We start from the raw sequence: 21,827 nt of genomic DNA, 5'->3' as shown, positions 1-21,827 counted from the left end.
TATGAGCCCTAAATCTTATTCATGTTATTTACTAGCGTTAGCTACTTTTTCCATGTTTTTCATCTGTTCCATTACTTTGTCGACAGAGAAGCTTGGAATTTCTTGACGTGGTGGGAACTCTTTAAAGCTTTCAATCATTTTTGCTACTTTTGCTTGAGTAGGGACTAGCAAAAATACATGATCAAAAACCCATGAATCATATCCAAATCCTTGATCTGCTTTTTCGTATGGATCTACTTGTAGATCGAAAATCATAGGAATACGTAGATTCGTAAATTCACGAGTCCATACTTTCCAACCTTGGTTTTCTTGGATCTTGAAGTGCATTTTCCAGCGGCCGTCACGCATAGCCAGTAGTTCACCATCATCAGACCAGTAGAAGAACTCTTGGCGAGCACTTTCTTTTGATTTACCTGTTAGGTAGTTAACTTGGTTATAACCGTCTAGATGGTTTTTATACGTTTTGCCATTATCCGCTGTGTAGCCTTTAAGTAGCTCTTGCTTAATGTCTTTATTACCAGCGATTGCTGTTAGTGTTGGTAACCAGTCTTCACCAGCAAACATGCCATTAAGTTTTGTGCCAGGTTTGATGTGTCCCGGCCATTTAATGACTGCAGGTACACGGAAACCGCCTTCCCAACCTGTATTTTTCTCACCACGGAATGGACTGAAGGCCGCATCAGGCCATGTCGCATTCATTGGACCGTTATCGGTTGTGTAAATGATGACAGTGTTATCACTGATGCCTAGATCATCGACTTTATCAAGTAGGTCTCCAACAATGTTGTCATGTTCAACCATACCATCTGCATAATCACCAAGTCCGGTTTTTCCTGAATTCTCGGCTTTGACGTGAGTTTTGATATGCATTCGAGTTGCGTTGTACCAAGTGAAGAAAGGTTTGTCTGCTTTTACTGCTCTGGTCATAAAGTCCATCGCCGCATCCATCGTTTCTTCATCAACCGTTTCCATGCGTTTACGAGTTAGAGGACCTGTATCTTCAATTTTTCCATCTGCGTATGAATGAATAACGCCACGAGGCCCAAAGTTTTTACGGAAGGTTGGGTCTTTAGGGTAGTCTGCGTTTTCTGGTTCTTCTTCTGCATTTAGGTGGTAAAGGTTACCAAAAAATTCATCAAAACCATGGTTGGTTGGCAGCATGTCATCGCGGTCACCAAGGTGGTTTTTACCAAATTGACCAGTAACGTAACCTTGGTCTTTTAAAGTTTGAGCAAGAGTGATGTCTTGTGCTTGTAAACCCTGTTTTGCTCCTGGTAATCCAACTTTAGTTAGACCTGTACGGACTGGCATTTGACCAGTGATGAAAGCTGAGCGACCAGCGGTACAAGATTGTTGACCGTAATAAGACGTAAAAAGGGCTCCATCATTTGCAATGCTATCGATATTTGGCGTTTGGTAGCCGAGCATACCTTGGTTATAAGCAGAGATGTTTCCGTAACCAATATCATCACCAAAAATGACAAGGATATTCGGTTGAGCAGCAGCATAAGCTACTTGGATCCCTGATAAAGCAATGCCTGTTGCAATGGCGGTTTTTTTTACTATTTTGTTCATCGCTATCTCCTGAAGGAATGATTTCAGCTAGATAATATTGGAAAGGGATCTGCATTATCCTGCAAATACGGAAAAAACGATGTACTGAAATTGGTTATTAAGTTCATAACTAGTGGTTATGTAGTTAAAAAGTAAAATTATTGTTGTATATTCCGTTGTCAGTTTTAGGTTTATGTACTATACCTTTAATGATGCTCTTTTTATCAATGGAAACAGGAGTTTATATGGAAGTCAAAAAAGGAACGAAGCGTAGATTAACAATACTAAGTGCAGTGTTAATGGGAGCTTCGGGGTATACATTAGCAGCAGAGAAGCCAAATATTCTGGTTATTTGGGGCGATGATATCGGTCAGTCTAATATCAGTGCGTATACTTTTGGTTTAATGGGATATAAAACACCAAATATCGATAGTATTGCTAAAGAAGGCATGATGTTTACTGATTATTATGGTGAGCAATCATGTACCGCTGGTCGATCAACTTTTATCACAGGACAAAGTGTTCTACGTACAGGTCTAAGTAAAGTTGGATTACCTGGTGCAGATATCGGTCTACAAGCTGAAGATGCAACGATCGCTGAAGTACTTAAACCTATGGGATACATGACAGGGCAATTTGGTAAAAACCACCTTGGTGATAAAGACGAATTCCTTCCTACAGCACATGGCTTTGACGAATTTTTTGGTAACCTTTACCACCTAAATGCTGAAGAAGAGCCAGAAAATATTGATTATCCAAAAGATCCTGAATTCCGTAAAAAATTTGGCCCTCGTGGTGTAATTAAATCTTTTGCTGATGGAAAAATTGAAGATACAGGTCCTCTAACTCGTAAACGCATGGAAACGGTGGATGATGAAACGGTTTCTGCAGCTATTGATTTTATGGGACGAGCGGTAAAAGCGGATAAGCCATTCTTTGTATGGTGGAACGCAACTCGTATGCACTTTAGAACTCACGTAAAACCTGAATTACAAGGCTCAACAGGCATTAGTAACTATGCTGATGGTATGGTTGAGCACGATAACCACGTTGGTGAACTTTTAAAAACAGTGGATAAACTAGGTATTAAAGATAACACCATTGTTTTCTATTCTACCGATAATGGCCCTCATATGAACTCATGGCCGGATGCGGGTACAACACCGTTCCGTAGTGAGAAAAATACAAACTGGGAAGGGGCATATCGTGTTCCTGCAATGGTTCGTTGGCCAGGAAAAATTGAACCAGGTGTAGTATCGAATGAAATTATGCACCACATGGATTGGTTACCAACTTTTGCAGCAGCTGCTGGTAACGATCATATTAAAGATGATCTGAAAAAAGGAACAAAACTTGGTAATAAGAGTTTTAAAAATCACTTAGATGGTTATAACTTCTTACCTTATTTAACGGGTAAAGAAAAAGAAGGCCGTCGTGAAGAAATTTTCTACTTCACGGATGATGGTGATTTGGCTGCACTTCGTTATAACAAGTGGAAAGCCGTATTTATGGAGCAACGTGTGAAGGGTACGCTTCAAATCTGGGCTGAACCGTTTGTAACATTACGTGTGCCTAAACTGTTTAACTTACGTATGGATCCATATGAAGTCGCTGATGTAACGTCGAATACTTATTATGATTGGTTGCTAGACCACGCTTATATGTTTGTACCTGCACAAGCCTATGTAGCAAAATATTTAGAAACATTTGAAGAATTCCCACCTCGTCAAAAAGCAGCAAGCTTTAGTCTTGATCAGGTAATGGAAAAACTTCAACAGCCTCACAGTAAGTAACTTAATTTATCATGGCAGTTCTTAATTAAGAGGGCTCTTCGGAGCCCCTTTTTATATAAGTGTATTGCAATAGAAATTATGAAGGAACACGCAATATCAATGAGTTAAATGGAAAGTTTGCGACAAGTGAACTATATCTAACTCATTGTTATTTGTTTACTTTTGAAATCAGAATAATGGTCAAAATGTATAAGGATATATATGGCTAAGAAAAAACTTACCTACGTATTTTTGGTAATGTGGGTGAATATTATGTTGTTTTCACCTGCTGTATTTTCTGCTGATTTTGTTGGTAGCGAATCTTGTATTGATTGTCATAAAGAAGCCGTTGATGCTTGGCAAGGTTCGGATCATGACATGGCGATGAAGCATGCGGATAAAAGTAGTGTATTTGGCGATTTTAATGATGCTACTTTTGAGTTCGAAGGCAAAACTAACCGCTTTTTCAAAAAAGGCAAAGAGTATTGGGTCAATATTGAAGGGCCTGATGGCCAATTTCATGATTATAAAATTAGTTATACATTTGGTTTCGAACCATTACAACAATACATGGTTGAATTTGAAGATGGGCGAATTCAATTAATTCCATTTGCTTGGGATTCAAGACACAAAAGTCAGGGTGGCCAACGTTGGTATCATTTATACCCTGATATGGAAAAAACCGACGAATTTTATTGGACTAATACAGGACAAAATTGGAATTTCATGTGCGCGGATTGCCACTCAACCAATGTACAAAAAAATTACGATTCAGAGAAAAATAGTTATGAGACTTCATGGTCAGAAATAAATGTTAGTTGTGAAGCGTGTCATGGCCCTGCGAGTGAGCATATTAAATGGAGTAAAAAGCAAGAGGGTTCTATTGGGCTTCATTATGGTTTTGATCGTGATCTGAGTAAGTCAGTAAAAGAATGGGTATTTAAACAAGGTTCATCCATTCTTCAACCAAAAGCCATTAACAAAACGGATCAAATTACTGTATGTGCTCAGTGCCATAGTCGTAGAACTCAATTAAATGAGGCGCAAGCGCATACAAAAGGTGATCTCGAGGAGCGTTCATTACTGGATAGCTACCTTCCAAGTCTAATTACTCCAGAGCTTTATCATAATGATGGTCAAATTTATGATGAAGATTATGTTTATGGTTCATTTATGCAGTCAAAAATGGCCAAAAAAGGGGTGACATGTACAAATTGTCATGACCCACACACGACAAAATTAAGCATCCCAGAAGAAGCAATATGCAGTCAATGTCATATCGCATCAGAATACACACCAGAGAAACACACCTTTCATTTAGCCAATACGGAAGCCTCTCAATGTACGACGTGCCATATGCCTGAAACGGTTTATATGGGAGTTGATGCAAGGCGTGATCACAGTTGGCAAATACCAAGACCAGATCTTAGCAAGAACATTGGTACTCCGAACGTTTGCACTCAATGTCATGAAGATAAAGATGATGTTTGGGCTGACGAGCAAGTTGGACAATGGTTTCCTGATTCTCCGTATAGAAACCAACAACACTTTGCCGTGGCATTCTATGCATCAGATATTCATTATAGAGGAGCCGGTGATGCATTGTCTTATACCGCTCAAGATGCGAAACAAGCAGGAATAATCAGAGGCTCTGCTTTACAGAGACTAAGCGCTTTCCCAAGTAAAAATACCTTAGTAGCTTTAGGACGAGCGGTTAAAAATAATGATGAGCTAATAAGGCTAGGAGCCATTCAAGGGTCTGCTGGCTATGAGGCATTTGATCGTTGGCAAATTATCTCTCCTTTATTAACCGATCCTGTATTAGCGATTAGAACGGAGACAGCAGGCGCTTTAGCGGCTTATTGGCCTGAATTGAATCCATTACAAAGAGAGCAGTTGGCACCTGTACTAGATGAATACATCGAGATTCAAAAATTTAATTCTGACAGGGGCTTTGGTCGAACAAACTTAGGTAATGTGTACCGTGCTCAGGGAGAGCTAACTAAAGCAGAAGACGCTTATTTAGGCGCAATCGAGATAGAACCGTATTTTGTGAATAGTTACGTCAATCTTGCTGATTTATATCGTTCTCAAGGTAATGAAAATAAGGGATACGAGATATTAAGAAAGGGCATTAAAGCGCAACCTAATTCAGGAGCACTTCGTTATAGTGCAGGATTATCACTTTTACGTTTGAATCAAAAAGCGGAAGCAGCAGAGCGATTTAAGCAAGCGACTCAGATAGAAAAACAAAATGCCCAATATTGGTATGTTTATGGGTTATCAATGGAATCCTTTAATGGTAAGCAAGCGGCCGATGCATTGGGGCGTGCTTTTACCATTAGTGGTAACCCTCAGCACTTATTCGCACAATGTGACATGTTATTGAAATATCAGTCAAATAAAGCAAAAGCATGTATTAATGAACTACAGAAATACGCCCCTGCGAATGTGATTAATTCATTAAACCAACGTCTTAATCAGGTGAGCACCCATTAATGATGTGTATAACCAATAGTTATAGTTAATTTACTTACAATGAATATGGATAACGAATCGTATCGGGTTTAGGAGGAAACATGAACCAAACGCAACAAGCAATAAATACACTTATGTCACAGGTTGAGCAATCAGTTATTGGTCAAGCTCATGTTGTTCGTTCATTAGTTATTGGGTTACTTACTCAAGGTCATGTTTTGCTTGAAGGTTTGCCTGGTACGGCAAAAACACGCTCAGTAAAATCGTTGGCTGATAATTTACATACATCATTTGGTCGTATTCAGTTTACTCCAGATCTTTTGCCTTCTGATGTTACCGGTACTGAGGTTTATCAAGAGCAAAATGGTAAACCCCAATTGAATTTCCAGCCTGGCCCGATTTTTAACAGTATCGTTCTAGCGGACGAAATCAATAGGGCGCCTGCGAAAGTTCAAGCAGCGCTTTTAGAGGCAATGGCTGAAGGAACGATCACCGTTGGTGATAGAACACATACTTTGCCTGATTTGTTCATGGTATTAGCAACACAAAACCCCGTAGAGCAAGAAGGGACATACCCATTACCAGAAGCGCAAATGGACCGCTTTATTATGAAAGTATCGTTGATTATCCTGATGATGATGCAGAGCTAGATATTATTCGTTTAGTAAGAAGCGAAGAAAATCTTGATAACAAACCATCGGATAAAGAGTGTTTAGAAAATGATACGACTCCTAAGCCTGATGCTATTCAATTAGATCCGTCGGTAGTTATGCAAGCGAGAGCTGAGCTGTCCAAAATTGAAGTTTCAGAAATCAGTGAGCGTTATATTGTGGCGTTAGTGATGGCGACACGTAAGCCTGAGCGTTACGCAGAATCTAATTTATCTCGTTGGGTTGAAGTTGGTTCAAGTCCACGAGCATCTATTGCATTAGATAAATGTGCCCGTGCTTATGCTTGGTTACAGGGCCGAGATTATGTAGAGCCCGATGATATTCGAGCAATGGCACACTCAGTTCTCGGTCATCGTGTTACGTTAAGTTATGACGCTTTAGCGGATGGAGTGACACAAGAGCAAGTGATAAATGAATTATTGGATCACGTTGTTATTGGGTAGGGCTTTTGATGACAGAGAAAAGCACAGACGCACGCATACACTGTGAATATAGCAAACTGGTAAAATTACAGTCTCAAGCTGGTTTTTTTAGTTTGCTTCCTAACCTAAAATCAGGGACGGCATTGTCTGGTCGTCACTCTTCAGTATTTCGTGGACGCGGATTAAATTTTGAAGAGTTAAGGCACTACAATTAGGGGATGATATTCGAAATCTTGATTGGAAAGTGACCATGCGAACAGGCAAACCTCATGTTCGTTCCTATACCGAAGAGAAAGATCGAAATTTTATTATCTGTGTTGATCAACGCAGTAGTATGTTTTTTTCATCGGTCGATACGATGAAATCGGTTGTCGCGGCGGAATTAGCCGCTTTAACAGCATGGCGCATTTTACAAGACAGTGATCGTGTTGGTTTTGTTATTAATGCAACCGAGAAATTACATTGGTTGACGCCAAAACGTTCTCAAGGTGATTTACTCCATCGATTACAATTGTTAGCAAGTTCGAATCAATCTTTAAATGTGACGAGTACCGATGTTGATTCCGTTAGTTTTACACAATTTGTCACCCTGCTTGGTCGTTTAAAACTAAAAGAAGCCACGATTATTATTTTGAGTGATTGGAGTGGTGCAATTCCTGATGATGTTACTCATTTAAAACACCTTCAAAAGCATAATGATGTGCTTGGTGTTCTTATCTCTGATCCTTTCGAATCAATGTTTCCTTCATTAAATAATGAATGGGTTGTTGGTGATGGGGATTTTCAAATTAACCTAAATGATGCCAAAAAGTTTGATTTAGCGAACAAAGGACTTGCTGAGCATCAGTCATTGAAAAAAGAACAACTTATTCAATTAATGGCAGCAAAAGGACTTCCTACTATAGAAGTGGATACGTCAGGATCTCATATTGAGCAGTTCAAGCGTGCAATAGGAGGACGTCGATGAGCGTACATCAGCCACCTAGCAGTTATATATTAAAAAATTAAGTGAAGTTACAGTTCCTGAACACGTCAGTTGGTTTCCTCAGACCATTGGATGGAAAATTCTCGCATTTGTATTGCTTGCATTTATTGTCTACAAAAGTGTGCTATGGCTAAAACGATGGTGGACAAATCGTTATCGTCGTGAAGCATTGGATGTGATTTTATTACTGCGAGATTCACAAGTACCTAATCAATCTATCAGTTATGAAATATTTGAAGTGATGAAAGCGGTATTAGTGTATATCGACCCGAGTCGCTCTAATCAATTTGGAGATACTTTTTTGAAGGCACTTGATTCATATGGAAGAGATGACAAAGAGACATTTCATTCAGAATTAGGTGAAAAATGGATGCGCTCATTAGTTCAATCACAAAAAGCATTAAATGAACAAGAAATTGCAGCCTTATTTGCGTTGTGTATCGATTGGTTAGAAAGTCACAAAGATATAAAAACGGCGAGCCAAGATATTAAAAAAGGAGAGGATTATGCCGTTTGATCAACTTGAATTAGCAAATCCATATTGGTTATGGATGCTTCCTTTACCACTGATAATATATTGGTTTATACCTGCATATCGAACACGTCAATCAGCGATTAAAGTGCCATTTTTTGATGTATTGGTTAAAGCGTTAGATGAGGAACCATCAGAAGGTGCGAGTCAATTAAGTGCAAGTTTATGGCAAAAAACATTTTTGGTTGTGTCGTGGTGTCTGCTTATTTTTGCTTTAACAAAGCCTACGATATTAGGAGAGCCACAAACCCGTGAAAGTTTAGGTCGTGATGTCATGGTTGTGGTGGATTTATCTGGTTCAATGGCTGAGCAAGATTTTGTCTCTAAGCAATCATCAGATTCAGGCGCAGTAAAGAAGATTTCACGTCTAGAAGCAACAAAGGAAGTATTAGCCGATTTTGTTAAGACACGTAAAGGGGATCGTTTAGGACTTATTTTATTTGGTGATGCCGCCTTTGTACAAACGCCATTCACGGCTGATCAATCCGTTTGGCTTGAATTGTTGAATCAAACAGACGTTGCAATGGCAGGGCAAAGTACCCATCTAGGTGACGCTATCGGCCTTGCGATTAAAGTGTTTGAGCAGAGCAGCGAAGATAAAGCGTCAGCAGAAGAAAATGCAAAACCACGAGAAAAAGTCGCGATTGTCTTAACGGATGGTAACGACACTGGCAGTTATGTTGAACCTATTGATGCCGCAAAAGTTGCAGCAGCGAAAGGCGTGCGTATACATATGATTGCAATGGGTGATCCACGAACTGTGGGTGAACAAGCATTGGATATGAACATCATTAATCGTGTTGCTAAAGAGTCTGGAGGTAAAGCATTCCAAGCGATTAACCGTGATGAATTAGAACAAGCTTATGATGAAATTGGTGAGTTAGAACCTCAGCTTTATGAAAGTACGACTTACCGACCAAAGCAGTCAATTCACCAATACCCAGCAATGCTAATTGTTGCGATGTATTTGTTTGCCTTTGGTTTCGCCACTATTAGACGTCATTTTTCATCGTCTTCAAAAAAAGCAGGAGAAAAGCATGTTTGATCTTCTGATGTGGCAACAAATTGTCAATGAATTTCATTTTATTCGTCCACTATGGATATTGGCCTTGATTCCATTAAGTATTGTTATTTATTTACGTTGGAAACAAGACAGTAAAAATGAGTGGCAACAAGAATTACCAAAACACCTTCGTTCAGTGCTAACGGTCAATGATGTTGGTTGGAAAAAACAACTACCACTAAAATTATTGGCTGTTTCTATGCTCGTAGCCATTGTGGTTTGTGCTGGTCCTACATGGGAGCGTGAGGCTTCGCCATTTGGTGAAGATAAAGCCGCATTGCTTATTGTATTAGATAATAGTGAATCCATGTTGCAAAAGGATCTAGCTCCGAATCGATTAGAGCGCTCTAAGCAAAAAATTCGAGATTTGATTGCATTACGTAAAGGTGGGAAAACAGGGCTTGTTGTCTTTTCGGGAACTTCACACTTGGCTATGCCGTTAACCAAAGATAACTCCGTTTTTGCGCCATTCTTAGCGGCGATTCAGCCAGATATCATGCCTATAGAAGGGAAGAATGCAGAAAGTGCATTACCACTCATTGAGCCTCAATTAGGGACAGAGAGTGCGGGAACCGTGTTATTAATTACGGATGGCGCTAACCCTGAAACCATCGCGGCTTATGAGAAATACTTTTCTAAGAGTCGTCATCAGCTGCTTGTGCTTGCTGCCGGCAATGAAAACAGAGCGAGTGACAATCCGATGGATTATGCCTCATTAAAAAAATTAGCAAGTAAAAGTGGTGGAAGCGTTATAAGCGTTACTGTGGATGATAGCGATGTTCGTAGCTTAAACAGTAAAGTCGAGCGACATATGCAATTAAATAATGAATCAGCTATGCCGTGGAAAGACATGGGTTACTACCTACTATTTCCTGTTTCATTACTTATGTTGTCATGGTTCAGAAAGGGGTGGTTAGTGAAATGGTGCTTTGTGGTGGTATTGGTTTCCCCTACATTTTATTCAGTGCCAACGTATGCAGAAACCGTAAGTTTAAAAGCGAAAACTCAAGAACCTGTTAAAGAAGTGACTTTATGGGAAAAAACGACAGATTGGTGGATGGATTTGTGGTTAACCCCGATCAACAAGGGCAATGGTATTTTGATAAATCAGAATATTTAAAAGCAGCAAAAAGTTATCAAGACCCATTAATGAAGGGTACTGCGTATTATTATGCAGGTGAGTATAAGTTAGCTCACAGTGCTTTTATTGCTGTAAAATCTGATTTAGGAATGTTTAATGCTGCAAATGCGTTGGCTCGACAAAGAGAATATGTTGCTGCGAGAGACATCTATCGTATGTTGTTAAAGAAAGATCTCGATCCTGATTTAAAAGAAAAAACGCAGAATAATTTAAACGTCATGCAAGGCATTGTTGATGAGGTCAACCGGATGAGTGAAAGCCAAAAAGGCACAACAGATGGCCCAGAAGAGTCATTTGAACTGGGTGATGATAAGCCTAGAACCGGTGATGGTGCAGATGAAGAAGTGGACTCTTCTTTAATGACGAAAGAAAGTTTAAATGCAAATGAGATCTTAGGAAGTCAAGAGTTGGCAGACAAATGGCTTCGTCGTGTTGAGGCTGACCCAAAATATTTCTTGCGTGCCAAGTTTCAATTACAACTTCGTGAACAAACAAGTAATACACAAATGCAAAATGAAGAGGTGAAATAATGTCTCAGCATAATGATAAACGACGTTTAATACACCTTCTTGTGTTTATGATAGTACTGCTTATTACGGTAAGTTTTAGTGCAAGATCCAATGCAGCGAACAAACTTGAAAGTGCTGATAATGTCTCGATTAAAACGTGGTTAAGTGAACCATCAAAAACAGATGAAGAGCAGAGAGCATATGCCATTAATCAACAAATTATTTTGTATATAGAAGTGGTTACTCCAAGGTGGTTTACAGGCGGTACTCGCATTGCTGCAATTGATATTCCCAACGTTGCAGTTAAACAACGTAATCAGCTTGCGACTAATTTTACAGAACGTAAAAACGGAGTAACTTGGACACACCAACGCTGGGAAGTGACATTATATCCTCAAAAAGCAGGTACTTATGTTATTCCTCCTACGGCGGTAAAAGTGCAAGTATCAAAAGAAGGTGTAGGTAATGTCTCAGGAACCATTTATACCCAAGCTCAAACATTTAAAGTAATTAAACCGTCTGGGTTACTTGATGATAAACAACAATGGGTGTCTGGTTTAGATTTTACCGTGCAACAAAAATGGGATACGTCTAATTCAGAACTCGAAGCTGGCGATTCGATAACTCGTACGATTACGATTAAAGGGGCTGATACACTTGCAATGTTGATCCCTGAGATTTTGCCAGCGACATCAAGCACGCACTATCAAACCTATAATCAACCACCTAAATTGAGTGATACACAAACTCGAGGTGACTATTTATCTCAACGAGAAGAATCTTCAGTTTATGTATTACAAACTGGTGGAGAAGTTACGTTTCCGGCTCTTGAGCTAGTTTGGTGGGATGTTGATGCAGGGGAATTAAAAACGATTAATATTGAGGGCGAAACTTTTGCGGTATCACATACTTTGCGTTCTTGGTTTATTGAATATTGGAAACCATTCGCAGCTTGTGTATTCATTCTTCTAATTCTAATTGTCGCAGCGATTAAAACACTGCGTTATTATCAAACTCATCCACTTCCTGCATGGCTCGTATATTCTAGAGCGGTAAATCAAGAGGAATGGGGAACGGTTAGAATGCTGCTTTATCGTTTATTGAGAGAAACAGATAATCTCGTTGAGCTCAAAGCGTATGAAAGCAAGCAAGAATGGCAGAGTGAAACAACACAATTTCAAAATGAAAAGGTGACAATGTCACTATCTAAACGGTTGTGGAAAGCAATTAATCGTAGAGATACAGCCAAATATCAATTAGGTGAAATAATTAAATTTAAGAAAGCTTTGCCTCAGCTGAATAAGTGTCGAATAAGCAAAACGAAAAAGTAAGATAATCAACACAGAACTGATGGACTGCACTTGTTTCATCTGCTCAGTTATATAAAGTGAAATCAGGATGAATCAGCCGTGTCGGTTATTATGAAAAGCACAGAACTAAACTTGATCCCTATTTTTGTCGCCATCTATGAAGAGAAAAACCTCTCAAAGGCGGCAATAAGAATGAATATTAGCCAACCTGCGGTGAGTAAAGCATTAAAACGTCTACGAGAAATCTATGATGATGCACTTTTTCATCGAAATACGACGGGAGTAGAACCCACCGTTTTTGCTTCAGATATTTACCCCGCAATGTCTGCAGCACTTAAGAATTTTACTTCTACGTTGTCAGCATCAAGAGAATTTGATCCTAAGACATCCAATCGAATTTTCTCAATTGCGGTTGTGTCTACGGTGAATTATTCATTAATACCAAAATTGGTGAAACAGCTTCGTTCATCTGCACCTAATATTTCGTTAGAAATACATCCTCAATTTACTGAAGATCTAGAGTCAGACTTACGTTTACAGCGTTACGATCTGGTGATTGATATGGCTATTCGTGGACGCACTATTTTAAAATCTGAGGTAGTTTATACTGAAAGATTAAGAGTCGTATGCAGTAAAGATCACCCAAGAATAGGGGATTCAATTAGCCTTGAACAATTCTTAAGTGAAGAGCATGTTGCCGCGTCTCGTTGGCATAGCCGAAGCAGCTTATTGAATGCTGAAGATATTGGAGAATTAGAAGCTCGTAATATTGTTATTCGAGCAGCTGGTGCCTTTGAAATGATGCCAATTATTGGGTCTACTGAGATGATTGGGATGTTACCTCAGTCATCTATTGATGATTTAGGCGATTACTACAATTTGAAATCTTTAGATTTACCTTTGAATCGTCAACAACACGATTTATGTAGCATTTGGCATCCAAGTCGAAGTAATGATAGTGGCCATCGTTGGTTGCGACAACAAATTCAAAAAGCAGCTAAAAATGTCTTTTAAACAAACAGCGCTGAATTTTCGGCGCTGTTTTTATTTGTGAAGAATTAATTTTGAATGAAGACTTTTAGTTAGTTTAGTTTTTATCTCTTACTAAACGTAATCCCATATCCGACATGATAATAGACTGACTGGCAAAATCACGTCGATAGTTTTCTGATTCATCTGCATCGTAAGAAAAGCTACTGCCGCGAACTGATTTATGTACTAAACCACTTGCTTCATCACGTGCGTTGTTAGGGTTATTTTTTGGTGAAACGCGATAAAAATTATCATCATAGGCGTCACTTACAAACTCACCAACGTTCCCCGTCATATCATACAAGCCTAGTTCATTTGGTTGTTTCATTCCAACTGGATGCGCACGGTTATTGGCGTTTTTAGAGTACCAAGCCACATCATCAATATTGTTTGAACCACTATAGATATAACCTTTACTTAAATTTCCTCCACGAGCAGCGTATTCCCATTCAGCTTCGGTTGGTAGTCGATAAGTTTCACCTGTCAGCTCATTTAATTTTTGAATGAAAAAATTAGCCTGCTGCCAGCTTAAGTTATTAACTGGAACATTAGGATCTTGGAAATAGCTAAGAGAAGAGCCCATTACTGATTCAAAAATTTCTTGAGTAACTTCGAACTTAGAAATATAGAAATCATCAACAAATACAGAATGTTCTGGCTTTTCGGATTTTTTCGCTTCAGGGGCGTTAGAGCCCATTTGAAACTCTCCACCTTGAACGGACACCATGTTTTGCTCAATTTTTTGAGTGATAGGATGTGGAGGTGTGTTTGTACATCCCAATAAAGCAAAGCAGAGGAGTGAAATAGATAAAAAAGTTTTGTTTTTTGTAAAAAAGAGACGTTAAACATGACATCCTCAACAGTTATTTTTGTACGTTTATCATACAGTAACTTAACATTCCAAATTGGAATAACGTATATAACTAATAGAGTAGTTCTTTTTGTTTATTATAGAGTTAGAACTTACTTAGCAGCAAAACTATAAGGGTGGTTTTCTCTTTGGCTAGGTAAGTTCTACTTAACCAAATTCGTAAAATAATAGGAATCAATATGATCATTACTCAAGGCCCACAATTTCAAGGTAAAGCATCAAAACGATTACATGTTATGGCCAAGCCTATTGGTGCTGTATGTAATATTGATTGTTCTTATTGTTATTACTTAAGTAAAGAAGATTTACTTGAGTATAAAAAGGGTGTTCACCACAAATGGATGACGAAACGCTTGAAACTTATATTCGTCAATATATTGAAGGACAAAACACGCCAGAGATTATCTTCTCATGGCAAGGTGGTGAACCGACGTTATTAGGTCTTGATTACTTTAAAAAAATTGTTGAATTTCAAAAAAATATCAGCCTGAAGGGATCTTGATTTCTAATGATTTACAGACAAACGGTACGTTATTAACCGATAAATGGTGTGAGTTTCTTGCTGAAAACAATTTTTTAGTTGGTTTGAGTATTGATGGACCTGAAATGCTACACAATGCTTATCGCACCAACAAAGCGGGGCGCGGTACGTTTAAGCAGGTGATGAATGCCGTTGAATTACTCCATAAACATAATGTGAAATTTGCCACGTTAACGTGTGTGAATAATTTAACGAGCCGAAACCCTCTTGAGGTATATCGATTCTTACGTGATGTGGTGAAATCGCCACAAATGCAGTTTATCCCAATCGTTGAGCAAAAAACGTTTAGAACAGTTGCACCTCAAACTGAGCAAATTGCAGCACAGTTACGTCAAGGCGATAAACGTTTAATTCCAGGTAATAAAGAATCCATTATGGAACCTTGGTGTGTTTCAGATGAAGCGTGGGGTAATTTCTTAATTGCTGTATTTGATGAATGGACTCAGCATGACCTAGGTAAAGTATTTGTTCAGTATTTTGAAGCCAGTGTTGAAACATGGATGGGGCGTAAAAACCCATTATGTACATTAGGTGAGATTTGCGGAAAAGGCTTAGCAATGGAACACAATGGAGATGTGTTTGCTTGTGACCATTATGTGTACCCTGAATATAAAATCGGAAATATTCATAATGAAGAGCTGGATACATTAGCGTTTAGCCGAAAGCAACAAGAGTTTGGTTTTGCCAAATCAAAAACGTTAACGACTCAATGTCAGAAGTGTGAATACAAATTTGCGTGTCATGGTGAATGTCCTAAAAACCGTTTTATTAAAACACGTGATGGTGAGCCAGGATTAAATTATCTGTGTGCAGGTTGGAAGAAGTTTTTTGCTCATGCTGATAAATCAATCGCTTATATATTGAAAATGCTAGGGAATCCTGTTCAGCACGGTAAATACAGTGACGCGAAGATGCAGCAAGTTCACCAAAATGCTTTTCCTACTAAGTTTTAATAATCTAAGTTTTAATTATTTAATCTTTAAGATCGTACGTTTAAGAGTACCTTATGAAAAAATAGTCTGCATTAGTTTGTTATCCATATTGGGATTTTCTGCGCCTTCATTTGCTAGTGACAGTGTTCAGCAAGCTCCGACAGTGAATCAAGCACAAAAGATGAGCCCTGAGCAAGAATTAGCGTATAGGGCTCAAAATAAAAATGAAACGATAGAAAATAGAGCAGATGCATTACGCCAATTAGCTCGATTTCCTAACCAAAACAGTTTGGTTGCGGTCGCTAGAGGGCTAAAAGATCCAAATCCGGTTATCCGAGAAGCGGCAATTACAGGATCAGAGTTATACAAGTTATCTCATCGTTGGAGAATGATTTCACCGTTATTGAGTGATTCTGAAATGAGTGTTCGTCTCGCTGCTGGTATTAATTTAATGCGTGAATATCGTTCTATGACGGCAGAACAACAGGTTCAAATGGAACCTGTATATAAAGAGTTAGTTGATACTCTAACATCGCAAAATAGACAGGATACTCAACTGCAATTAGCAGACATATACCGCTGGCATGGTGAGTGGACTAAAGCCGATGTTATTTATCAAAAATTAGTTAAATCCGAACCTGAAAATGCAGAAGTATGGTTGAATTTATCTGATAATTTCCGTGGCCAAAATCAAGATGAACAAGCGCTAGTTACGCTAAATCAAGGTATAAAGCAATTACCTAAAGAACCGAGCTTATTTTATTCAAAAGCATTAACTCAAGTGCGTTTAAATCAAAAAGAAGACGCCGCTAAATCGATTCAGACAGCAGCAACATTAGCGGATAATAATAGTTATTATTGGTATTTGAATGGTGTTCTACAAGAAAGTATTGATGTGAAATTAGCGACTGAATCGTTTGAAAAGGCGTATTTAATTTCTGGTTCGCCAGAGCAGTTATATGCAGTATGTGATATTTATGTACGCTATGGAAATGAAAAAACAGATGCTTGTTTAGAAGAGCTAGCAAAGGTAGCGCCTGAATATGTAATTGAACAATTAAAGAGAAACGTAAGTAATAACAATTAATATAAGTATTTGATTAAAAATAAAAAAGTCGAACATATCTAATATGTTCGGCTTTTTTATTATTTTAGAATGGAAAGTTAGTGCATGATTTGCAGTTCATCTACTTCCATATCGATACGAGTAGGATTACGTTGAAGCCACAGTAGGCGACAAGTTAGTAGGATTGCAGATGTCGTTAAGCCACCAATAAAGCCAAACCAAAAACCATAAACGCCCATTGGTTCTCTAATCCAATCTGTCATGCCAAGAACATAACCTGAAGGCAGACCAACTATCCAGTAAGAGACAAAAGTACACTTAAAGATGGCATTCATGTCTTTATAACCACGTAGGGCACCAGCTGCAACAACTTGCACGGCATCAGTACATTGATAAATAGCAGCTAATAGCATTAAACTTACCGCTAAGGTAATTACTTCTTGGTTATCTGAATACAAATAAGCAATTTGTTCTCTGAAAATAAGAGTTAGAATAGCTGTACAACATGCCATCAACAAACCAAAAGCTAGACCGCAATAACTTGCTACTTTTGCTCCATCGAGATCTTTCTCACCTAATTTATGACCAACTCGAATACTTACCGCAACAGCGATACTCATCGGGATCATAAAAATTAATGATGAAAAGTTAATCGCAACTTGGTGAGCGGCAACTACCGTAGAGCCTAACGGAGAAACCAGTAATGCAACAGCTGCAAATAGGGTCACCTCAAAGAAAATAGACAAAGCAACAGGAAGGCCCAGTTTGAAAAGGCGATAGATCTCTTTTCTTTGTGGTTTATTCCAGTTTTCATATAGGTTTACGCGACGCAGTTTCGGAGCGATAAACGTATACAAAGTCATGGTTAAGAACATCAACCAATAAACGATAGCAGTAGCAACACCACAACCAACACCGCCAAGAGCAGGAGCGCCAAGCTCACCGTAAACAAACATCCAGTTTAATGGAACGTTAGCAGCAAGACCAATGAAGCCGATAATCATTGCTGGAGTGGTTAGAGATAAACCTTCACAAAAACTACGCAGAGTTTGGAATAATAAAAATGCTGGCGCAGCCCACAATACAGCATGTAAATAGCCTTGAGTTTTTTCGTATAGCTCAGGTTCTACATCCATTGCGGCAATAATAAAGCCAGCATTATATAACACCAGCATAATTGGAATTGAGGTTAATAAAGCAAGGTAAACACCTTGGTGGATCTCAAATGGTACTTTTTTTGATTTTCCTGAACCGTTTAGTTGAGCTACAACAGGCACAAGGGCCATAAGTAGACCAACACCAAACAATACAGAAGGTAGCCACACACTTGCAGCAATGGCTACAGCAGCCATGTCAGTTGCGCTTACGCCACCAGCCATTACTGTATCAACAAAGCCCATGCCTGTTTGTGCCACACTTGCAATTAATACAGGTGTAGAGAGTTTAATTAAACGAACGATTTCTTTTTGGTATCTGTGCACTGCGTCACCGTATCAATATATTTGTAAATAAGGAGTTTAATTTATCGATTCATCATCACATAAGGATGTAATGAAGAAAAAAGGTCTGATTGAGTGCTTTGAACAGAGGAACTGTTAAAGGTAAGCAGAAAGGCGTCATTATATAGAAAACAGTGAGCTTCACAAAATGAAATATTCCAAGTATTGTAGATTATTGTAATAAAGTTGAGTTAATTATTTATAGTTCAAATGCTTGATAAAAGATTATTGGAGAAGCAAATGTTTACAGGTATTGTCGCGACCACTGCAAAAGTCGTTAATATTGTAAAAAAAGACAAGTTTCAAACTCATATTATTGAAATTCCTACTCCGTACCATCAAGGTTTAGAAATTGGTGCTTCAGTTGCTCATAATGGTTGTTGTTTGACCGTAACTAAGATTGAAGGCCAACAAGCGCACTTTGACCTTATCGAGGAAACGTTACGTTTAACGAATCTTGGTTTATTAGAAGTAGGGCAAGAGGTTAATATTGAACGTGCAGCTCGCTTTGGAGATGAGATTGGTGGGCACTCAATGTCTGGCCATATCGTTGATGTAATGGTTGTACGTGAAATTAATAAAACCAGTGAGAATTGCCAAATATGGTTTGATGTTCCTGCACAATGGACAAAATACATTTTACATAAAGGCTATATTGGGGTTGATGGGATCAGTTTGACGATTGGTGATGTCGATGAAAAAGGATTTAATGTAAATTTAATCCCTGAAACTCTAGAGCGTACCAATTTAAGTACTAGAATAATTGGCGATAAAATTAATCTAGAGATTGATCCGCAAACACAAGCGATTGTAGATACTGTTGAGCGAGTGTTAGCGAACCAACAATAAGATCAGCTAAAACAATCCATCTTCATCATTATTGATAGAAAGACTTACCGATTGAGTATATGGGTTAATCTCCATGTTAAATTCAATGGCACGATGACAAGATGGACAGTCATCGTATACTTTTTTATTTGATTGAGATTGGTCGATAACCATATCAATTGAGTGATGGCAGTTAGGGCACTGGATATTTTTATTAATGTAATTATTCACAACAAACTCCTTTTACTGTCCTGTAATCGTAAATGCCAGTTTTAATTAACTTTTATAGAATTGGCATAACGCATTAATGAATATCCATTTAATAGTAGAAAAAAGAGTTTGTTTCTGCAGTGAATTAAGTAAAAAAGTTGATTGATGCGATGTTTTAAGCCAAAGAGTTTAACATTAAACAAAAAATGAGATGGCAAGTACCATCTCATTGTATTTGCTAGGTGAATACCTATTGTCATTCATTTAAATTTAGCTTATCGATCAGTTGTTGTGCATGGAACATGTATTCACCACCAAACATATTGCAATGATTTAATACATGATAAAGGCTATATAAGTGCTGACGAGTCTCAAAGCCTTCAGAAATAGGGGATATGGATTCATAACCTTCAAAGAAACTGTCTTGAATCCCTCCAAACAGTTCAACCATTGCTAAATCACATTCAGCATCTCCCCAATAAGATGCGGGATCGTAACTTATTGGTCCCTTAACACTTAAAGCAATATTGCCATGCCATAAATCACCATGCAGTAATGCCGGTTTGGGTTGGTGGTTATGAAGAATTAATTTACTATTTTTAACTAGGGTATCGATATCCCCAAGGACCATCCCTTTTTCTTTGAGTAGTTGAAGTTGCCAGCCAATGCGCTGCTCTGCAAAAAAACAATCCCAACGACGGTGCCAAGTATTTACTTGTAATACATTTCCAAGATAATTATCACAGTCAAAACCGTATTCGAGTTGGTCACCCCATAGATGGTGATTCGCAAGACTGACACCTAATTCATAAAAAGCGTCTTTATCCATACTTTTGGTTGGGAGGTAATTAAGAACTAAAAATGAATGTTCTTTGGTTGTTCCTATATGGATTGGGGAGGGGACAAAGATATGATCTGATTTATCAAGTTGAGTGAGGCTTTCTATTTCAGTTTCAAATATAGGAAGTTCTGCTTTTTCATTAATTTTGACAAAATAACGCTGACTTCCATTACTTATCATGTAGCAGTCATTTATTTCGCCACCATTCACACTCTCACGTTCTGAGATACTGAAAGGTTGTTGAGTTACTTCAGAGATTTGTTTTGCAATAGCTTGCCACATAATATTACCTCACAATATCTGATAAACAGACACTAAGCATAGTATATTTGAGATAAATATCTGTGAGGTAAGACTAAAAAACACCTCAATGTGAAAAGCTTATAAGCAATTCGTAAAAAGGAAGTAATAAGCGTGAAGAAAATCAATTAAAGAGTTGATCTATCTGTCAAGCTTAATGGAAAGCGTTTGAGTGTCGATCTCAATTTTGATAAATTACTGGTTAGTTAATAATAAATTACAACTAAATGGACAGAATATGATTGTCAACACTGATGGATACCACGCATTAATTGAATATTTGACTGAACACCTTTCAATTTTTGCAAACCAACAAGGTGATACAGGAGAAGAGACGGTTGAAGATATCGTTAATGATCTTGTTGCTTCAAATTTGATGGTCGTTTTTCAGCAAAATCCTGAATTGGATCCTGATGTTAGATTTACACTGCTAAGAGAAGCTGATGCTGTTGTTGATGACTTAGGGGAAGTGTTAGCTGGAGCATGGGTTCAAAAAGCGACAAATGAACAAGTAATGTTTTTAGATGATTATATTGGTCTAATTAAAAACTTATTTGATAGCGCATTTAAGTAATTCATATCATAAAGAACGAAAGATCGTGAAGCTAAGTGAAGTAGGGGTATTTCACTTAGCTTTTTTGTTTATAACACTCTTCGAACTTGCCAGAATGCTTTTTTCCAATAAGGATTATCTAAGCTAGAGATAATCACGCCTTTGGATGTAGATGCATGCATAAATTCTCTATTTCCAATATAAACACCAACATGCCTTACTTTTACACTGGTTTTGAAAAAGATTAAATCGCCTTTTTTAGCATTAGCTAATGCGATTTGAGTGCCAGAAGTTGCTTGATACTCTGTAGTTCTTGGCAGCGATAAACGATGTAAAACATCAAATGCGTTTTGAGTAAATGCAGAACAATCAACGCCATTCTTAGAAGTACCCCCGTATTTATACGGAACTCCTTGCCATTGATAAAAATAATCTTGATAAGCATCTGATGATGAGAGCTGTGGATGTTGAGTGGTGATCTCTTGTTTTGATAACTCTGCCACTGGAGGAGTTGAGGAGCACCCCAATAAGCCAACAACAGTAAATATAGCGAAAAGGTGACGAAACATAACAAGCCTATATAAAAAATGCAGATAACTATTTTGAATGAATTTCACGGGAATTAACATCAAAATAGAGAATATTGAAAGCTAATTATAGTACTTTCTCATTTTTCATCTCGACTTTTATGTGAAATAAACTGATTGATTGTTAATT

The 21,827-nt window shown here is 38.1% G+C and carries 15 protein-coding genes and 4 pseudogenes; 13 read left to right on the top strand and 6 right to left on the bottom strand.

The window, feature by feature from the left end; all coding sequences use genetic code 11:
• Positions 1-24: 24 nt before the first annotated feature.
• On the bottom strand, positions 25-1,575 hold the full coding sequence (locus AAFX60_007755; protein ID XDF76677.1) for an arylsulfatase: 1,551 nt from the start codon (positions 1,573-1,575) through the stop codon (positions 25-27).
• A gap of 224 nt (positions 1,576-1,799) precedes the next feature.
• Here AAFX60_007755 and AAFX60_007750 point away from each other — a divergent pair, with 224 nt between their 5' ends.
• The 9 genes and pseudogenes from AAFX60_007750 (at position 1,800) to AAFX60_007710 (ending at position 13,451) form a co-directional block, all read left to right on the top strand.
• Entirely contained in the window at positions 1,800-3,347 is a 1,548-nt protein-coding gene (locus AAFX60_007750; protein XDF76676.1) for an arylsulfatase, read from the top strand.
• A gap of 252 nt (positions 3,348-3,599) precedes the next feature.
• Complete coding sequence (locus AAFX60_007745; protein XDF78906.1) at positions 3,600-5,825, top strand: multiheme c-type cytochrome; 2,226 nt, start codon at positions 3,600-3,602, stop codon at positions 5,823-5,825.
• 80 nt (positions 5,826-5,905) lie between these two features.
• Positions 5,906-6,918: pseudogene (locus tag AAFX60_007740) on the top strand (MoxR family ATPase).
• Positions 6,919-6,926: 8 nt separating this feature from the next.
• Positions 6,927-7,864 (top strand): annotated as a pseudogene (locus tag AAFX60_007735) (DUF58 domain-containing protein).
• Positions 7,865-7,892: 28 nt separating this feature from the next.
• Complete coding sequence (locus AAFX60_007730; protein XDF78905.1) at positions 7,893-8,399, top strand: DUF4381 domain-containing protein; 507 nt, start codon at positions 7,893-7,895, stop codon at positions 8,397-8,399.
• Positions 8,389-9,459, top strand: coding sequence for a VWA domain-containing protein (locus tag AAFX60_007725; protein XDF76675.1), 1,071 nt, complete (start codon positions 8,389-8,391; stop codon positions 9,457-9,459). Before AAFX60_007730 ends, AAFX60_007725 begins: the two co-directional genes overlap by 11 nt.
• Positions 9,452-11,148 (top strand): annotated as a pseudogene (locus AAFX60_007720) (VWA domain-containing protein). The gene AAFX60_007725 and the pseudogene AAFX60_007720 overlap by 8 nt, the downstream one beginning before the upstream one ends.
• Complete coding sequence (locus AAFX60_007715; GenBank protein XDF76674.1) at positions 11,148-12,458, top strand: BatD family protein; 1,311 nt, start codon at positions 11,148-11,150, stop codon at positions 12,456-12,458. Before AAFX60_007720 ends, AAFX60_007715 begins: the two are co-directional and overlap by 1 nt.
• Positions 12,459-12,548: 90 nt before the next feature.
• Complete coding sequence (locus tag AAFX60_007710) at positions 12,549-13,451, top strand: LysR family transcriptional regulator (protein XDF76673.1); 903 nt, start codon at positions 12,549-12,551, stop codon at positions 13,449-13,451.
• A 73-nt stretch (positions 13,452-13,524) separates the two neighbouring features.
• Here AAFX60_007710 and AAFX60_007705 read toward each other — a convergent pair whose 3' ends face one another.
• Positions 13,525-14,196, bottom strand: a complete 672-nt coding sequence (locus AAFX60_007705; protein ID XDF76672.1) for an SUMF1/EgtB/PvdO family nonheme iron enzyme — start codon at positions 14,194-14,196, stop codon at positions 13,525-13,527.
• 323 nt (positions 14,197-14,519) lie between these two features.
• Here AAFX60_007705 and AAFX60_007700 point away from each other — a divergent pair.
• A pseudogene (locus AAFX60_007700) lies at positions 14,520-15,834 on the top strand (anaerobic sulfatase maturase).
• A gap of 31 nt (positions 15,835-15,865) precedes the next feature.
• Positions 15,866-16,900 (top strand): tetratricopeptide repeat protein, encoded by a 1,035-nt coding sequence (locus AAFX60_007695; protein ID XDF78904.1) that lies wholly within the window; start codon positions 15,866-15,868, stop codon positions 16,898-16,900.
• A gap of 77 nt (positions 16,901-16,977) precedes the next feature.
• Here the strand turns inward: AAFX60_007695 and AAFX60_007690 are convergent, their stop codons facing one another.
• The gene (locus tag AAFX60_007690; GenBank protein XDF76671.1) at positions 16,978-18,360 is read right to left on the bottom strand and encodes an MATE family efflux transporter; all 1,383 of its coding nucleotides are present in this window, start codon (positions 18,358-18,360) and stop codon (positions 16,978-16,980) included.
• Between the two features lie 258 nt (positions 18,361-18,618).
• On the opposite strand from AAFX60_007690, the gene AAFX60_007685 reads away from it, so the two are divergent.
• Positions 18,619-19,227: a riboflavin synthase gene (locus AAFX60_007685; protein XDF76670.1), complete on the top strand. Its 609-nt coding sequence runs from the start codon at positions 18,619-18,621 to the stop codon at positions 19,225-19,227.
• A 6-nt stretch (positions 19,228-19,233) separates the two neighbouring features.
• Here the strand turns inward: AAFX60_007685 and AAFX60_007680 are convergent, their stop codons facing one another.
• Together AAFX60_007680 and AAFX60_007675 are read right to left on the bottom strand one after the other, a co-directional pair.
• Positions 19,234-19,437, bottom strand: coding sequence for a CPXCG motif-containing cysteine-rich protein (locus AAFX60_007680; GenBank protein ID XDF76669.1), 204 nt, complete (start codon positions 19,435-19,437; stop codon positions 19,234-19,236).
• A 235-nt stretch (positions 19,438-19,672) separates the two neighbouring features.
• Entirely contained in the window at positions 19,673-20,539 is an 867-nt protein-coding gene (locus tag AAFX60_007675; protein ID XDF76668.1) for a fructosamine kinase family protein, read from the bottom strand.
• Between the two features lie 256 nt (positions 20,540-20,795).
• On the opposite strand from AAFX60_007675, the gene AAFX60_007670 reads away from it, so the two are divergent.
• Complete coding sequence (locus tag AAFX60_007670) at positions 20,796-21,131, top strand: DUF3802 family protein (GenBank protein ID XDF76667.1); 336 nt, start codon at positions 20,796-20,798, stop codon at positions 21,129-21,131.
• A 68-nt stretch (positions 21,132-21,199) separates the two neighbouring features.
• Here AAFX60_007670 and AAFX60_007665 read toward each other — a convergent pair whose 3' ends face one another.
• A complete protein-coding gene (locus AAFX60_007665) occupies positions 21,200-21,679 on the bottom strand; it encodes an NlpC/P60 family protein (GenBank protein ID XDF76666.1) in 480 nt (159 codons plus the stop codon).
• Between the last annotated feature and the right edge of the window lie 148 nt (positions 21,680-21,827).

It is taken from the genome of Aliivibrio fischeri, from assembly GCA_038993745.2.
In the GTDB taxonomy this organism is placed as follows: domain Bacteria; phylum Pseudomonadota; class Gammaproteobacteria; order Enterobacterales; family Vibrionaceae; genus Aliivibrio; species Aliivibrio fischeri_B.
This window is presented reverse-complemented; position numbering and strand designations above follow the sequence as displayed.

Coding starts and splice junctions, on each gene's coding strand:
- AAFX60_007755 (XDF76677.1), bottom strand. CDS start 1,575: ATGAACAAAATAGTAAAAAAAACCGCCATTGCAACAGGCATTGCTTTA.
- AAFX60_007750 (XDF76676.1), top strand. CDS start 1,800: ATGGAAGTCAAAAAAGGAACGAAGCGTAGATTAACAATACTAAGTGCA.
- AAFX60_007745 (XDF78906.1), top strand. CDS start 3,600: ATGTTGTTTTCACCTGCTGTATTTTCTGCTGATTTTGTTGGTAGCGAA.
- AAFX60_007725 (XDF76675.1), top strand. CDS start 8,389: ATGCCGTTTGATCAACTTGAATTAGCAAATCCATATTGGTTATGGATG.
- AAFX60_007715 (XDF76674.1), top strand. CDS start 11,148: ATGTCTCAGCATAATGATAAACGACGTTTAATACACCTTCTTGTGTTT.
- AAFX60_007710 (XDF76673.1), top strand. CDS start 12,549: ATGAAAAGCACAGAACTAAACTTGATCCCTATTTTTGTCGCCATCTAT.
- AAFX60_007705 (XDF76672.1), bottom strand. CDS start 14,196: ATGGTGTCCGTTCAAGGTGGAGAGTTTCAAATGGGCTCTAACGCCCCT.
- AAFX60_007685 (XDF76670.1), top strand. CDS start 18,619: ATGTTTACAGGTATTGTCGCGACCACTGCAAAAGTCGTTAATATTGTA.
- AAFX60_007675 (XDF76668.1), bottom strand. CDS start 20,539: ATGTGGCAAGCTATTGCAAAACAAATCTCTGAAGTAACTCAACAACCT.
- AAFX60_007670 (XDF76667.1), top strand. CDS start 20,796: ATGATTGTCAACACTGATGGATACCACGCATTAATTGAATATTTGACT.
- AAFX60_007665 (XDF76666.1), bottom strand. CDS start 21,679: ATGTTTCGTCACCTTTTCGCTATATTTACTGTTGTTGGCTTATTGGGG.